Source organism: Bacillus sp. FSL K6-2841 (genome assembly GCF_037976435.1).
Lineage (GTDB): Bacteria > Bacillota > Bacilli > Bacillales > Bacillaceae > Bacillus > Bacillus pumilus.
Genome location: NZ_CP150266.1, coordinates 2,353,602 through 2,367,731, shown reverse-complemented (window position 1 = coordinate 2,367,731; position 14,130 = coordinate 2,353,602). Strand labels below are relative to the sequence as shown.

The window sequence follows — 14,130 nt, the reverse complement described above, 5'->3', positions numbered from 1 at the left end:
AGGGCCATGCATGTTTTCAGAACAAAAGAAACGACCATTTTTCAAAAGAAAAATGGGGATCGTCCTGTTATCTGTCCTTGCTGTCATCATCATTGCAGCATTATCAGGCTTTTTATATGTTAAATCAGCACTTGGACCGGTCGATCAAAAAAGCAAACAAACGATTAATATTCATATTCCTAATGGGACATCTGTCCGTGAGATTGCGGGCATTTTAAAAGAAAATGGGCTCATTTCGAATGACACGATTTTCACTTATTATGCAAAATACAAAAATGCGTCCGGCTTTAAAGCGGGATACTTTCATTTGAAACAAACGATGGACGCAGACACGCTGATTCAAAAGCTGACATCTGGAGGGACAGACTATGCCTTTCAGCTTGTGATTCCAGAAGGAAAACAGCTGTCTGATATTGCGGCAGTGATTGCAAACCAGACGAATTTTTCAGCGAAAGAAGTGCAAGCGAAGCTGGATGATCCTGCGTTTATTCAAACGCTAATGAAAAAATATCCGAAAACGGTGACATCACAGGTAAATGGCAAACAGGTGAAACATCCGTTAGAAGGTTATTTATTCCCTGCGACGTATCCATTTTATCGTGAGGATGAATCACTCGAAACGATCATTGAAACGATGATTAAACAAACAGATCAATACGTGAGAACGTATGAAAAAGACATGAAAAAGAGAAACATGTCCATACATGATGTGTTAACGATGGCATCACTGATTGAAATGGAAGCAACGGAAAAGACGGATCGCGCAAAAATCTCCAGTGTTTTTTATAACCGGTTGAAAAAGGACATGCCGCTTCAAACCGATCCAACCGTTCTTTATGCACTGGGTGAACATAAATCCCGTGTTTATTACAAAGATCTCAAGGTGAAATCTCCTTATAATACGTATAACAACAAGGGGCTGCCGCCTGGACCTATTGCAAATGCTGGCGAATCTTCATGGAAAGCCGCACTGCACCCAGATAAAACGGATTATGTGTACTTCCTTGCGAAGAAAAATGGAGAAGTCGTCTTTACAAAAACGTTAAATGAGCACAACAAAGCGAAAGCCAAATACATCACAGGCAGCAATTAATGTACATGTGAATCGAAAAAGACTGTAGACAATTCAAGATTGCCTGCAGTTTTTTTCGTTGAAATATCCATTTTATAGGTTCGCAATGTCCACTTCTTTGTGGTAAAATATATCGGGTTGTTTTACTTAGATGAACGAAAGATTGACGAGAAAGAGAGCTGCAACAGGCAGGACTCTTCTTTTTCAGGTCATGAAGGAGCTAGACAAATAATGACTATCGAAGATGATCAAATGAATGATTATATTGAACATTTAATTCACCCAAGTCCTGATGCAATCGCTCAATTAGAGGCATATGCAAAAGAGCATCATGTGCCAATTATGGAAAAGGTGAGCATTGAACTTTTACTGCAGCTGCTGTCGATGAAAAAGCCGAAGAAAATTCTTGAGGTTGGGACAGCGATAGGCTACTCCGCCATTCGAATGGCGACAGCTCTACCAGATGCTGAAATTTTTACGATTGAGCGAAATGCAAAACGCTATGAAGAAGCGACACGGAACATTGAGGAATTAAAGTTAAAAGAAAGAATACACGTGTTCTTTGGTGATGCCATAGAATCGGCTAAAACAGTCCAAACGATGGCGCCCTATGATGTGATCTTTATTGATGCCGCAAAAGGGCAGTACAAACGTTTTTTTGAGCTGTTTGAACCGATGCTTGCTCATGACGGAATGATTATTACAGACAACGTATTATTTAAAGGTTTAGTGGCAACGAACTATGAAGAAGAAATAGAAGATAAAAGAAAAAAACAATTAATTGGAAAAATTGATCGATACAATCAATGGCTTATGTCAAACCCCGATTTCCAAACGTGTATTATTCCAGTTGGAGACGGGATCGCCATTAGTACTAAAAGAGGTGACCAATCATGAAAAAACCAGAATTGCTTGTGACGCCAAGCAAGGTGTCAGATGTACTGCCATTAATTGAGGCGGGAGCTGATGCATTCTTAATAGGCGAACAAACATACGGTATTCGTCTTGCAGGCGAGTTTTCAAGAGAAGATGTGAAACAGACGGTTGAGCTTGCACATAAGCATCACAAAAAAGTGTATGTGGCGATGAATGCGATTTTTCATAATGATCGTGTGCAGCTGCTTGGAGATTACTTAACCTTTCTCGATGCATTAAACGTAGATGGCGTCGTCTTTGGAGACCCAGCTGTGATCATGGCCGCTAAAGAAACAGGGGTAAGCCTGAATCTCCACTGGAGTACAGAAACGACTGGGACAAACTATTACACTTGTAACTACTGGGGCAGAAAAGGTGCAACGCGTGCTGTTCTTGCCAAAGAACTGAACATGGACAGTGTCATCGACATCAAAGAAAATGCCGAGGTGGAAATCGAAATTCAAGTCCATGGCATGACATGTATGTTCCAATCAAAACGTACGCTCATTGGCAACTACTTTGAATACCAGGGCAAACAAATGGACGTCGAAGGCAGAAATATGGAGGAAGGACTATTCCTTCATGACCAAGAGCGTCAAAACAAATACCCTATTTTCGAGGATGCAAACGGCACTCATATTATGAGTCCAAATGATGTGTGTATGATTGACGAATTAGAGGAATTTGTTGATGCAGGCATCGACTCATTTAAAATTGACGGAATTTTAAAGTCACTTTCTTATATGACAGAGGTGACGTCTTTATATAGAAAAGCAATTGATTTATTAGCGACTGACAAAGACGCGTATGAAGATCAGAAAGAGGACTGGGTGAAGCGGATTGAAGAGATTCAGCCAGTGAATCGTTCAATTGATACAGGGTTCTTCTTTAAAGAAACGGTTTATTAATATAAGAGGAGGCAGAGGAAATGGCACTATTGAAAGATGGTATTTCTGAAATGATTGACGGGAAACGTGTCATTACAAAAAAACCAGAACTGCTTGCACCAGCAGGAAATTTGGAAAAGCTGAAAATTGCTGTACATTACGGAGCAGACGCTGTCTTTATAGGCGGAAAAGAATTTGGACTTCGTTCAAATGCCGATAACTTTTCAATTGAAGAAATGGCTGAAGGTGTCGCATTTGCAAATAAATATGGTACACGAATCTATGTGACAACGAATATCTTTGCCCACAACGAAAACATGGACGGGCTGGAGGAATACCTTCAAGGGATTGAAGGCGCTGGAGTAGCGGGCATTATTGTGGCTGACCCGCTGATTATTGAAACGTGTAAACGTGTCGCACCTAAGCTTGAAGTTCATTTAAGCACACAGCAATCTCTTTCGAACTGGAAGGCTGTTCAGTTTTGGAAAGAAGAAGGGCTTGAGCGTGTGGTGCTTGCTCGCGAGACAAGTGCGCTGGAAATTAGAGAAATGAAAGAAAAGGTCGATATTGAAATTGAGACGTTCATTCACGGTGCGATGTGTATTGCTTACTCTGGCCGCTGCGTGCTCAGTAACCATATGACGGCAAGAGATTCTAACCGCGGGGGCTGCTGCCAATCCTGCCGCTGGGATTATGATCTTTATAAACTAGAAGGTTCTGAGGAAGCGCCATTATTTGGAGAGGAAGACGCACCATTTGCGATGAGTCCAAAAGACTTAAAGCTTGTCGAATCCATTCCTCAAATGATTGAAATGGGAATTGACAGCTTGAAAATCGAAGGACGAATGAAATCAATTCATTACGTAGCAACTGTCGTGAGTGTGTATCGCAAAGTCATCGACGCCTATTGTGCGGACCCGGACAATTTTGTCATTGAGCAGGAATGGTTAGATGAATTAGATAAATGTGCAAACCGTGACACAGCACCAGCCTTTTTCGAAGGTGTACCGGGAACGGATGAGCAAATGTTTGGCATTCATGGAAAGAAAACGACTTTTGATTTCGCAGGTCTCGTTCTTCATTATGATGAAAAAGAACAAATCGTCACATTGCAGCAGCGTAACTTCTTTAAAGCAGGGGACGAAGTCGAATTTTTCGGGCCAGAAATTGAGAATTTCACATGCAAAATTGAGACGATTTGGGATGAAAAAGGAAATGAACTAGATGCCGCTCGTCATCCGCTGCAAATCGTCAAATTCAAGCTCGATCAAAAAGTATACCCTAGCAACATGATGAGAAAGGGGAAATAACAGGCACATGAGGAGTAAACCAGTTGTCATTGGAATTGCTGGCGGCTCGGGTTCAGGTAAAACGAGCGTCACCAATTCAATTTATGAAAAATTTAAAGGACATTCCATCCTCATGCTTCAGCAAGATTTATATTACAAAAATCAAAGTCATATGCCATTTGAAGAGCGCCTGCTTACGAACTATGATCATCCGCTCGCATTCGACAATGACCTGATGTTTGAGCATTTGGAACAGCTCTTAAGGTACGAATCCATTGAAAAACCAATATATGATTTCAAGCTCAACACACGTTCAGAAGAGACTGTCCATGTTGAACCAAAGGATGTTATCATCGTAGAAGGCATCTTTGCACTAGAAGACGAACGCCTAAGAGATTTAATGGATATTAAACTGTATGTTGATACAGATGCAGATCTGCGCATCATTCGCCGCATTTTACGCGATACGAAAGAAAGAGGCCGTTCAATCGATTCTGTCATTGAACAGTATGTATCTGTTGTCAGACCGATGCATAATCAATTCATTGAACCGACTAAGCGATACGCCGATATCATCATCCCAGAAGGCGGCCAAAATCATGTGGCGATCGACTTAATGGTGACAAAAATTCAAACGATTCTTCAAAACCGAGCAGAGTAAATGGTGGAGAAGAAAAAGACCTTTACATTGTAAAGGTCTTTTCAACATCATATTAATAAACAGTCACGAAAACTTGTCCTAAGACAGATGATCCTTTATAAAGAGTGATAGTGGCTTTACCAGTTGAATGAGCGGTCACTAGTCCACTAGAGCTAACAGAAGCTACACTCTGGTTATCTGTCCAATAACGTGTAGCTGCAGAATCATAGACAGAGTAGCGCTCACCAACTCTTAAAGGTAAACTGTAATTTTGAATCGAAATCACATCTAAAGTTTGAAATCCAGAAGAACTGCTATTGACTGTGACATCCGCTGTTTCTTTGGCCGAAGCCATGCCCATTAGTGAAAAAGATAATGTAGAGATGGATAGAACAGAAACAATTGTTTTCTTCATGTTCATTTAAAACACTCCCTAGCATGTATTTGGTCTTGCATTGATAGAATTCAACAAAAACCAAATATTTCCTTGTTAATATTTGTTGATTATGTGTGAACTTTTATTAAAGCAGCATTCTCAGAAAGAATCTTAAGGGTTTGATATGATAATAAAACAATGAAGAAAAGAAGAGATGGAGAAATCACTACCACATAGCGAAAGAATGAAGTTAAAAAAGTATATTAAAAAAACGACAAACAAATCATCACAAATTTTCAAACAATTCTTGATCAAAAAGCAATTTTGTAATAATATAGCATAGACATATCGTACACTGACCATATTATGTATTGGAAGATGGAGAATGGATAAGCTATTCTTCTACATATGATCGAAATGGCGAACGAGGTACAGGAGCTTCCTGTGCCTTTCCACAGTTTGTGCGATGGAGATAGATCATCTTTGGACCACTGATAATGGTTCTGTCTGAAAAAAAGGCATAATAGTTGCATCTAAAAGGGACGCCATGTAAGATGGACTTTTACAAATATGGGACAGAAGGAATGAGGGCCTGAAAAAGTCCTCATTCTTGTATATTTCAGTCGTCACTCACGTGCAGAAAATATGTATGATGAGGATTAATAGAAGGAGTGAATGATTCATGGCACAAGAGAAAGTATTTCCAATGACAGAAGAAGGAAAACTTAAGTTAGAAGAAGAGCTTGAATATTTGAAAACGGTTAAACGTAAAGAGGTTGTAGAGCGTATTAAAATTGCGAGAAGCTTTGGAGACCTCTCTGAGAACTCGGAATATGATTCTGCTAAAGAAGAGCAAGCGTTTGTAGAAGGGCGTATCACTACGCTTGATAATATGATTCGCAATGCCAAAATTATCGAAGATGAAGGAAACTCAAATATTGTCTCACTTGGTAAAACAGTCACTTTCGTTGAATTACCAGACGGAGAAGAAGAGTCTTACACCATCGTTGGAAGTGCAGAAGCTGATCCGTTTGAAGGAAAGATTTCAAACGATTCACCAATTGCAAAAAGCCTGTTAGGCAAACAAGTAGACGACAAAGTAACCGTTCAAACACCTGGCGGAGAAATGTTCGTCCAAATTGTAAAAATTTCATAATAACGTTTATACGATAAACACCTCGTCCACAATAGGGACGAGGTGTTTTTATGCGCAAAAAACGTAGAATTCAATGGACAGGTGCTATTATTTTTATGCTGCTGCTCGGTCTTCTCATGAGACTGGCAGAAATTCAACTGTTTTTCACAGAATCTTTTTCAAAGCTTGATATCAATTTAATACAAGAAAGTGTCAAACAGCGTACAGAAGAAGTGGTCATTTCAGATGGCCGCGGTGAATTTTTAGATCGAAACGGCGAGGCGCTTCTCACAAAAGAACAGCCTGCGGTGATCTTATTTCCTTTCCTGCAATATGATCTTCCTCATTTAAAACAAACCGCCTCTATTCTTGAGATGGAAGAAGATGCACTCAAAAAACAGCTGACAGAAACCAAAAAACCTCTGATTCTCAAAGATGACATCACGAAAAAAAAGCTGAAAGACATCAATGATATGAAATATTCAGGTGTGTACGGCGTATATATGAAAGAGAAGGACAAAAAAAGACTTGCCCTCCACACATTAGGCTTCACGAGTGAGAATCCAGAATTGCTCAGAAAGCGTTATCCTGATAAAAAAGAGCTTTCCATCCGTACAGAAATCGGTACTTTTGGGCTGGAAAGCACCTTTGACGAATTTCTATTACCTGAGCAAGACACAAAATTGTTATATCATGTGGACGGAAGAGGAAACCCTTTGTTTGGGATGGACGTCAAATATACAGCAGAGGCTCATTCGTTTTATCCTCTTCAAGTTCAAACAACAATTGATGAAAACATGCAAGCTGAAATGGAGAAGGTTTTGAAAGACAAAGGCGTCGAAAAGGGCGGGGCTGTTCTGCTCGACATTGAAAGCAGCAGTGTGCTGGCAATGGCAAGTACGCCAAACGTCACAAGCAAAAACCGGCATGAAGCAAGAAATTACATGCTGACTGCCATGGCACCAGGCTCTGTTTTTAAAACCGCTGTCCTTGCCGCAGCAATTGAAAAAAACCTGGACCAGCCACAAACGATGTATGACTGTCGAAAGAATTTATATGGAGAGCCAGAAGGAACGCAGGAAGTGCTCAATCTGTCTGAGAGCTTTTCGCAGAGCTGTAATTATACCTTTGCAACACTTGCTGGCAAGCTGATCCAAACAGATGATCAAATCATCGAAAAGACGGCTGCAAAGCTTGGACTCATTGATCGAGCTGGCTGGGAAGGGGATGTTTATCATAAGCAGCATTTCAAACAGTTTGATCGTGAAGAAACCGGCAATGTGTGGGGGGATAAAAGAGACAAGCATGTCAAAAAAGCCATTGCTCAAACTGCAATAGGGCAAAAAAATGTCAAAACGACTCCTTTGCAAATGGCCAATATGATGGCGTCGATTGCAAGAGGCGGAGAACGAAAAGAAGTGAAAATCGCTGAAAAAGTGTTGTATCAAAACGGAACAACGATGCTAACCTTTCAAAACAAACGACCAGAAGGAGGCAGTATTGACCGCTATACAGCTCAAAAGCTGCAAAAGTACTTAAGGCAGGTGGTGACGTCTGACAAAGGAACAGGAAGAAGGTTTCAAGACCTTCCATTCGATGTGGCAGGGAAATCAGGCACTGCCCAAACCGGCAGTAAAGATAAAAAGGGGAATCCGCTTTATCATAAATGGTTTGCTGGATACTTTCCGGTGGAAAAACCAAAATACGCACTAGTCGTTGTTCACCTTGACGAGGCAAGTGGCCAGGCTAAGACAAATGATGCGTTTTATGATATTGTAAAAAAGGTCAACGAAATTGAAAAGAAACAGACATAGAACATCCCTTCATGTCATGTTAGAATAGTAACGACTTAGGGAACAGAGGCAAAGGAGTGCAGAGATTTTGAGTAGAAATTCTCGATTTGAACATCGTGATAAGCGCAGAAAGGCGAATATGGTGCTTAACATATTAATTGGTATCGTTGTGGTGCTTATTTTGGTGGTCGCAACGAGTTTGTTAATTTTTAATAAACCGAAAGACACAGATGTAGCGGATGCACCTTCTAAAACGGCGCCTGCAACAAGTGAAAATAAACAAAAATCAGATGAAGATGTGAAAGATCAAAAGAAAGACACATCCGATGATTCAGATGCAAAAAAAGATGACTCATCTGATCAAGACGACGATACGAAGAAGTCAGATGATGAAAAAGAGCCTCATAAAGATGCGTTAAAAGACGCCAAAGAAACAGATGGTGGCTCAACGAGTGACGTAGACAAAACATACGAAAGCGATGACTGGGAGCCTGTAGGAACAGAGCAATCCGGTTCACATACAGCAACTTATGATTCTAACTCAAAAGACTGGAAAGAAATGATGAAAGCCATGTCCTATGCGACGGGAATTTCAGAAGATCAAATGACAGTTCTTTGGTTAGGAAATAACGGAGGTCCTCAAGATGCAAAGGGAACCATCCGTGATAAATCAACAGGCGAACGCTACCGCGTGGAAATCACATGGGTAGATGAAAAAGGCTGGAAACCTGTAAAGGTTGAGAAATTAAAATAAACATGAAAAAAAGATAGCAGTCATGCTATCTTTTTTTAGATATTCGCCTTAAAATGAACAACCGCTGTATACAAAATCCGGTCATCGATCACAGTCGTTTGATGACTGACAGAATGAACGGTCAGCAGAATTGCCTGATTATATTCAATTTGTTTTTGGATCTTTTGTTCAAGTTCTTTTAAAGACGATGCTTCAAAGAATTCAATTTTATCCTTTAGAAAATCCAACTGAAAATCCATTTGATCCACTTCACCATACTCTTCATTCATCTTAATCTCTCTCCTCTAAAAGAGCAAATATTTTTCTACCCCTACCAGTATTTTTTAGTAGGAAAGAAACTGAAGATGTGGTAGGATAGGAACTGTTTGACGGATTAAAGCATACTATACGCATAGGAATAAATAGATAAAGTGGAGGGAAAGAAAATGGGACGTGAGTTTCTTTCTTTATTTGATCATTGGGCTGACTCTTATGATGACACGGTAAGTGGTCATGATGAGCAGTATGAAGAAGTGTTTCGCCGGTATCCGGTTATTTTAAAAGAAATAGTTCGCCGTGCAGGTCAAGATGTTCTTGAGTTTGGAAGCGGCACTGGGAATTTAACAGCGGCACTGCTCACAGCTGATAAGAACGTATTTGGCGTTGAACCATCAGACGCTATGAAGAAAGCGGCTCTTCAAAAGGGAATACCCGATGTGTTTCATGATGGGGATTTTTTATCATTTCCAGCGCCGCCATTTGAGCCGGATACAATTGTCAGTTCATATGCTTTCCACCATTTAACGGACGAAGAAAAAAAACAAGCCATTCACACCTATAGCAACATCCTTCACTCAGGTGGTAAAATAGTCTTTGCTGATACAATGTTTCAAAATCAAGCAGCACATCAAGCTGAAATCAACAAAGCGAAAGCGGCAGGATTCGATCAGCTTGCTGAGGATTTAGAAACGGAATATTATCCATCCATCGATGTGCTAAAGCAAATCTTTGAAGAAGAAGGTTTTAGTACGTCCTTTCATCAAATGAATGATTTTGTTTGGATCGTAGAAGCGAAGAAAAGGGAATGAAAGGATGTTTTTGATTTGAAAATCGCAGTCATAGGTGCAATGGAAGAAGAAGTGACGATATTAAGAGATCAACTAAAGAATGCTACACAAGAAAACATCGCTGGGTGTGAATTCACAACAGGTGTTTATGAAGATAAAGAAGTGATTTTATTAAAATCAGGGATTGGAAAAGTGAATGCAGCGGTCAGCACAACACTTCTGCTTGACCGCTTTCAGCCGGATTATGTGATCAATACAGGATCAGCTGGCGGTTTCCATCACACATTAAATGTAGGGGATATTGTCATCTCTACTGATGTTAGGCATCATGATGTGGATGTCACGATTTTTGATTATGAATACGGACAAGTACCAGGGTTGCCAGCTGCTTTTGCTGCAGACGAAAAGCTTGTGAAGCTGGCTGAGGAGTCGGCTTTAGAGATCGATCATATTCAAGTGGCAAAAGGAACGATTGCAACCGGAGATTCATTTATGAATGATCCGGATCGTGTAGCGTTTGTGAGAGAGAAGTTTCCAGAGTTATATGCGGTGGAAATGGAAGCTGCAGCTGTTGCACAAGTTTGCCAGCTCTTTGGAACGCCATTTGTTGTTGTTCGAGCGCTATCTGATATTGCAGGGAAAGAATCCAATGTCTCCTTTGATCAATTTCTTGAGCAAGCAGCGATTCACTCAACCGACCTTGTCTTGCGTATGATAAAGCAAACTCAATAAAAGAAGGGGATTCCCCCTTCTTTTCCATACAAAGGAAGGGAATCATATGGCTGTCATAAAGGATATTACAGAATTAATTGGCCGCACACCGCTTTTAAAACTGTCAGGGGTTGGCATCCCGGAAGGTGTAGAGGTATATGCAAAGCTTGAAATGATGAATCCGGGTGGAAGTATTAAAGATCGTTTAGGTGATATGCTCATAAGAGAAGCATTGGCATCTGGTAAATTGCGCCCTGGCGGAACCATCATTGAAGCAACTGCTGGAAACACAGGCATTGGGCTTGCCCTCAGTGCAAGAAAGCATCAATTGCGTACCATTTTTTGCGTACCAGAACATTTTAGTCAAGAAAAACAACAGCTCATGAAGGCGCTCGGTGCAGAGATCATTCATACACCAAGAAAAGAGGGCATGAAGGGTGCGATTGATCGAGCCCTTGAACTAGAGGCAAGCCTTGGCAATGCCTATTGCGTTTTACAATTTAAAAACCAAGTAAATCCATTGACTTACTATAAAACGCTTGGTCCAGAGTTATGGTCCGATTTGCAAGGAAACATCGATATATTCGTTTCAGGAGCGGGTTCTGGCGGAACTTTTCAAGGGTGTGCTGCCTATTTAAAAGAGCAGCATCCGGCGTTAAAAACAGTTGTTGTCGAACCTGAAGGATCGATTTTAAATGGAGGAGATCCGGGTCCGCATAGAACGGAAGGAATCGGCCTTGAATTTATCCCAGATTATATGGAATCTGCTTTATTCGATGAGATATATACCGTCAGTGATGATGATGCTTTTAAAATGGTGAAAGAAGCTGCTGAAAAAGAAGGCGTTCTCATCGGGAGTTCTTCGGGTGCAGCGTTGTTTGCCGCTTTAGAAGAAGCGAAGAAGGCAGCACCTGGGACAGTCATCGTCACCATTTTTCCTGACAGCAGTGAACGGTACTTAAGTAAAGGTATTTATGAGGGAGGAAAATAAAATGAAACGAAAAACAATGATGATACACAGCGGAACAACTGGTGATGAAAAAACAGGCGCTGTGTCTGTACCTATATACCAAGTGAGCACCTATAAGCAGCCGAAAGCAGGCGAGCATACAGGATATGAATATTCAAGAACAGCGAATCCAACAAGAACAGCACTAGAAACCGTCATTCGTGACCTTGAAGGAGGAGCAAACGGCTACGCATTTGGTTCAGGAATGGCTGCCATTACGGCAGTGATGATGCTGTTTAACAGCGGAGATCATATTATCCTGACAGATGACGTATACGGCGGAACGTACCGCGTCATCACAAAGGTACTCAATCGTATTGGTATTCAAGCGACCTTTGTTGACACAAGTGATCCTGAAGCAGTGAAAAAGGCGATTTTACCTGAAACAAAAGCGGTTTACATTGAATCACCAACCAATCCTTTACTCAAAATGACTGATCTCAAAGCGATCGGCCAATTGACAAAAGAAGCCAACATCTTAATGATTGTTGATAATACATTTTTCACACCTTATTTCCAAAGGCCGATTGAATATGGGGCGGACATTGTCCTGCATAGTGCCACTAAATATTTAGGCGGCCACAGCGATGTCGTAGGCGGGCTTGTGGTAACAGCGACAGAAGAGCTTGGAGAAGAACTGCATTTTGTTCAAAATTCTACAGGTGGAATTCTTGGACCGCAGGATTCATGGCTTCTCATGAGAGGAATCAAAACGCTTGGACTAAGAATGGAAGCACATCAGCAAAATGCACAGAAAATCGCTGAGTTTTTAGAGAAACATCCAGCAGTGACACGTGTTTATTACCCAGGTCTTGATGCTCATCCTGGATATGAACTTGCAAAAACGCAAGCATCAGGCTACGGCGGCATGATCTCTTTTGATATTGGAAAAGAAGAACATGTCGATGTCTTTTTAAGTCAGCTTAAGCTGTTTACGATCGCAGAAAGCCTTGGAGCGGTTGAAAGCTTAATCTCTGTTCCTGCTCGTATGACTCATGCGTCCATTCCAAAAGACCGCCGCGAGGAGCTTGGCATCACTGGTGGGTTAATTCGTATATCCGTCGGGATTGAAGATGTGGATGATTTACTGAATGATATGAATCAGGGACTAAATGCACTAGTGAATGGATAGATTTACATGCCACTACCTTTCTTTTACTATGTTAAGCTATCAATAGACATGTTAAACAGGAAGGTGATTCAAGTGAAGAAAAAGTGGAGTGGTTTAGTGACAGATTACAAGCAGTACGCTTTTATTTTGCTTGCTGTCAGCACCTTTTTATATATTGGTACGATCATACCAAACCAACACATCGAAGCATCTCCAAAAATGCTGATGATGGGAATTGATTGTGTTTTCTTATTAGCAGCTTTTCTTTGTGTGAGACGCGCGATCTTTTTTCAAAAGAAACTGCAAGAACTAGATGAAGATTAATTCGAAAAGTCTCCTCATATACGTGAGGAGGCTTTTTTTGATTGTATTGGACAATCGGACAAGAATCACTGTAGAAATTTAGTCAAACACACAAAATTCATCTATTTTACTAAAAACAGGTTTACAAAATGGTGCTTGCTGGATATACTAACAAAGTAATTAAAAACGTAAAGGAGGCTGAAGAATATGTTATTCGTATCTACTTGTGATCAATTCAACAACAATTTCATCATGTCATCAGCCTGTGGAAGAGCTCGTGTCCTTCCTTTACCTTATACGGTGCACACGCTTCAAAACTGTTAAAGTAAAAGAGGATTTTACGTATCATCCATTGCAGGTTGGAAGACACTGTCTTTTGATCTGCATTTTTGTGCCCGCAGGTCAACTGACAAAGAAGATCTGCGGGCTATTTCGCGTGCTGCGAACTGAAGGGAGGTGAGCGTATATGACGATCCATTTATTTTTTATCACATTGACGATCCGACGAAAATACAAAGACATTGAAACGGTTCTTTATGAACAACAAGTCGAAACATTTTATGAAGAAATGAAGCAGAAACAACTAAAGTATATGAACTAAAACACGAAAAGAAAAATTGGAAAAGGAGGAGATTGACATGTTTATGATGCTTGCAATGCTTGATTGTTATACGATGGAGAAGGACCAGGTTTAGACACGCTCCACATTGATCATCTGCACATATGATATCCGTAAAAGGAGATTGTGAGGTGATCAACGAATGTCGATGTCACCATATATGAGGTTTCCGTCAGTGGGGCACGGATATACATCCATTCCGCATTCCTTAAAGCATGGATACGGTAATCCGTACCGAATGCAAAGAGAGCAAGAGGAAATGCTCAGACAATATATGTATCAGTACCGAGCTTATTGGTATTAAAGAAAAGGAGCAGGAAACGTTATCGTTTCCTGCTCCTTTTACATTAGCAAATCCAGCTTGCACCGATGATGATCAACAAAATGAACAGTACAACAAGCAATGCGAATCCGCCTGCAAAGCCGCCACCGTAACCACCGCAGCCTCCAGCATAACCTCCACCAAAGCC

Annotated in this window: 17 protein-coding genes and 1 pseudogene; 15 read left to right on the top strand and 3 right to left on the bottom strand. The window is 40.8% G+C overall.

What is annotated here, in order from left to right:
• The first annotated feature begins 10 nt into the window (after positions 1-10).
• The 5 genes from mltG (at position 11) to udk (ending at position 4,824) form a co-directional block, all read left to right on the top strand.
• Positions 11-1,093, top strand: coding sequence for an endolytic transglycosylase MltG (gene mltG, locus MHH68_RS12070; protein ID WP_058014579.1), 1,083 nt, complete (start codon positions 11-13; stop codon positions 1,091-1,093).
• A 210-nt stretch (positions 1,094-1,303) separates the two neighbouring features.
• Positions 1,304-1,969, top strand: a complete 666-nt coding sequence (locus MHH68_RS12065) for an O-methyltransferase (protein WP_058014580.1) — start codon at positions 1,304-1,306, stop codon at positions 1,967-1,969.
• Complete coding sequence (locus tag MHH68_RS12060; RefSeq protein ID WP_180310455.1) at positions 1,966-2,895, top strand: peptidase U32 family protein; 930 nt, start codon at positions 1,966-1,968, stop codon at positions 2,893-2,895. Before MHH68_RS12065 ends, MHH68_RS12060 begins: the two co-directional genes overlap by 4 nt.
• Positions 2,896-2,915: 20 nt before the next feature.
• A complete protein-coding gene (locus MHH68_RS12055) occupies positions 2,916-4,184 on the top strand; it encodes a U32 family peptidase (RefSeq protein ID WP_339163274.1) in 1,269 nt (422 codons plus the stop codon).
• Between the two features lie 7 nt (positions 4,185-4,191).
• Positions 4,192-4,824, top strand: coding sequence for a uridine kinase (gene udk, locus MHH68_RS12050; protein WP_024423106.1), 633 nt, complete (start codon positions 4,192-4,194; stop codon positions 4,822-4,824).
• A 52-nt stretch (positions 4,825-4,876) separates the two neighbouring features.
• Here the strand turns inward: udk and MHH68_RS12045 are convergent, their stop codons facing one another.
• The gene (locus MHH68_RS12045; RefSeq protein WP_058014583.1) at positions 4,877-5,224 is read right to left on the bottom strand and encodes an Ig-like domain-containing protein; all 348 of its coding nucleotides are present in this window, start codon (positions 5,222-5,224) and stop codon (positions 4,877-4,879) included.
• A gap of 637 nt (positions 5,225-5,861) precedes the next feature.
• Here MHH68_RS12045 and greA point away from each other — a divergent pair.
• The 3 genes from greA to MHH68_RS12030 all read left to right on the top strand — a co-directional run bounded on the left by greA (position 5,862) and on the right by MHH68_RS12030 (position 8,861).
• Positions 5,862-6,335, top strand: coding sequence for a transcription elongation factor GreA (greA, locus tag MHH68_RS12040; protein WP_012010706.1), 474 nt, complete (start codon positions 5,862-5,864; stop codon positions 6,333-6,335).
• Between the two features lie 50 nt (positions 6,336-6,385).
• Complete coding sequence (locus tag MHH68_RS12035) at positions 6,386-8,128, top strand: penicillin-binding protein 2 (RefSeq protein ID WP_339163270.1); 1,743 nt, start codon at positions 6,386-6,388, stop codon at positions 8,126-8,128.
• Positions 8,129-8,195: 67 nt separating this feature from the next.
• Positions 8,196-8,861: a YrrS family protein gene (locus MHH68_RS12030; protein ID WP_061408737.1), complete on the top strand. Its 666-nt coding sequence runs from the start codon at positions 8,196-8,198 to the stop codon at positions 8,859-8,861.
• Between the two features lie 35 nt (positions 8,862-8,896).
• On the opposite strand, the gene MHH68_RS12025 is transcribed toward MHH68_RS12030, so the two are convergent.
• A complete protein-coding gene (locus MHH68_RS12025) occupies positions 8,897-9,100 on the bottom strand; it encodes a YrzA family protein (RefSeq protein WP_339165796.1) in 204 nt (67 codons plus the stop codon).
• A 186-nt stretch (positions 9,101-9,286) separates the two neighbouring features.
• On the opposite strand from MHH68_RS12025, the gene MHH68_RS12020 reads away from it, so the two are divergent.
• From MHH68_RS12020 to MHH68_RS11990, 7 genes are all read left to right on the top strand, one after another.
• Positions 9,287-9,928, top strand: coding sequence for a class I SAM-dependent methyltransferase (locus tag MHH68_RS12020; protein ID WP_058014586.1), 642 nt, complete (start codon positions 9,287-9,289; stop codon positions 9,926-9,928).
• 15 nt (positions 9,929-9,943) lie between these two features.
• Positions 9,944-10,639 carry a 5'-methylthioadenosine/S-adenosylhomocysteine nucleosidase gene (gene mtnN, locus MHH68_RS12015; RefSeq protein ID WP_034661478.1) on the top strand — a complete coding sequence of 232 codons (696 nt, stop codon included), beginning with the start codon at positions 9,944-9,946 and terminating at the stop codon, positions 10,637-10,639.
• Positions 10,640-10,685: 46 nt separating this feature from the next.
• Positions 10,686-11,609 (top strand): cysteine synthase family protein, encoded by a 924-nt coding sequence (locus tag MHH68_RS12010; protein ID WP_058014587.1) that lies wholly within the window; start codon positions 10,686-10,688, stop codon positions 11,607-11,609.
• A gap of 1 nt (position 11,610) precedes the next feature.
• On the top strand, positions 11,611-12,759 hold the full coding sequence (locus tag MHH68_RS12005) for a bifunctional cystathionine gamma-lyase/homocysteine desulfhydrase (RefSeq protein ID WP_339163268.1): 1,149 nt from the start codon (positions 11,611-11,613) through the stop codon (positions 12,757-12,759).
• Between the two features lie 72 nt (positions 12,760-12,831).
• Positions 12,832-13,062, top strand: a complete 231-nt coding sequence (locus MHH68_RS12000; protein WP_041815772.1) for a YrhC family protein — start codon at positions 12,832-12,834, stop codon at positions 13,060-13,062.
• A gap of 445 nt (positions 13,063-13,507) precedes the next feature.
• Positions 13,508-13,642: a YrzI family small protein gene (locus tag MHH68_RS11995; protein ID WP_012010698.1), complete on the top strand. Its 135-nt coding sequence runs from the start codon at positions 13,508-13,510 to the stop codon at positions 13,640-13,642.
• Between the two features lie 166 nt (positions 13,643-13,808).
• Positions 13,809-13,964, top strand: a complete 156-nt coding sequence (locus tag MHH68_RS11990) for a hypothetical protein (RefSeq protein ID WP_223250656.1) — start codon at positions 13,809-13,811, stop codon at positions 13,962-13,964.
• Between the two features lie 43 nt (positions 13,965-14,007).
• Here the strand turns inward: MHH68_RS11990 and MHH68_RS11985 are convergent.
• Positions 14,008-14,082, bottom strand: a pseudogene (locus MHH68_RS11985) (YjcZ family sporulation protein); the annotation flags it as partial.
• Positions 14,083-14,130: the final 48 nt, after the last annotated feature.

Bases quoted from the DNA above. Each gene is read 5' to 3' on its own strand.
- MHH68_RS12065 (WP_058014580.1), top strand. From the start codon at position 1,304: ATGACTATCGAAGATGATCAAATGAATGATTATATTGAACATTTAATT.
- greA (WP_012010706.1), top strand. From the start codon at position 5,862: ATGGCACAAGAGAAAGTATTTCCAATGACAGAAGAAGGAAAACTTAAG.
- MHH68_RS12010 (WP_058014587.1), top strand. From the start codon at position 10,686: ATGGCTGTCATAAAGGATATTACAGAATTAATTGGCCGCACACCGCTT.
- MHH68_RS12060 (WP_180310455.1), top strand. From the start codon at position 1,966: ATGAAAAAACCAGAATTGCTTGTGACGCCAAGCAAGGTGTCAGATGTA.
- MHH68_RS12055 (WP_339163274.1), top strand. From the start codon at position 2,916: ATGGCACTATTGAAAGATGGTATTTCTGAAATGATTGACGGGAAACGT.
- MHH68_RS12035 (WP_339163270.1), top strand. From the start codon at position 6,386: ATGCGCAAAAAACGTAGAATTCAATGGACAGGTGCTATTATTTTTATG.
- MHH68_RS11990 (WP_223250656.1), top strand. From the start codon at position 13,809: ATGTCACCATATATGAGGTTTCCGTCAGTGGGGCACGGATATACATCC.
- udk (WP_024423106.1), top strand. From the start codon at position 4,192: ATGAGGAGTAAACCAGTTGTCATTGGAATTGCTGGCGGCTCGGGTTCA.
- MHH68_RS12045 (WP_058014583.1), bottom strand. From the start codon at position 5,224: ATGAACATGAAGAAAACAATTGTTTCTGTTCTATCCATCTCTACATTA.
- MHH68_RS12025 (WP_339165796.1), bottom strand. From the start codon at position 9,100: ATGGATTTTCAGTTGGATTTTCTAAAGGATAAAATTGAATTCTTTGAA.
- MHH68_RS11995 (WP_012010698.1), top strand. From the start codon at position 13,508: ATGACGATCCATTTATTTTTTATCACATTGACGATCCGACGAAAATAC.
- mltG (WP_058014579.1), top strand. From the start codon at position 11: ATGTTTTCAGAACAAAAGAAACGACCATTTTTCAAAAGAAAAATGGGG.
- MHH68_RS12020 (WP_058014586.1), top strand. From the start codon at position 9,287: ATGGGACGTGAGTTTCTTTCTTTATTTGATCATTGGGCTGACTCTTAT.
- MHH68_RS12005 (WP_339163268.1), top strand. From the start codon at position 11,611: ATGAAACGAAAAACAATGATGATACACAGCGGAACAACTGGTGATGAA.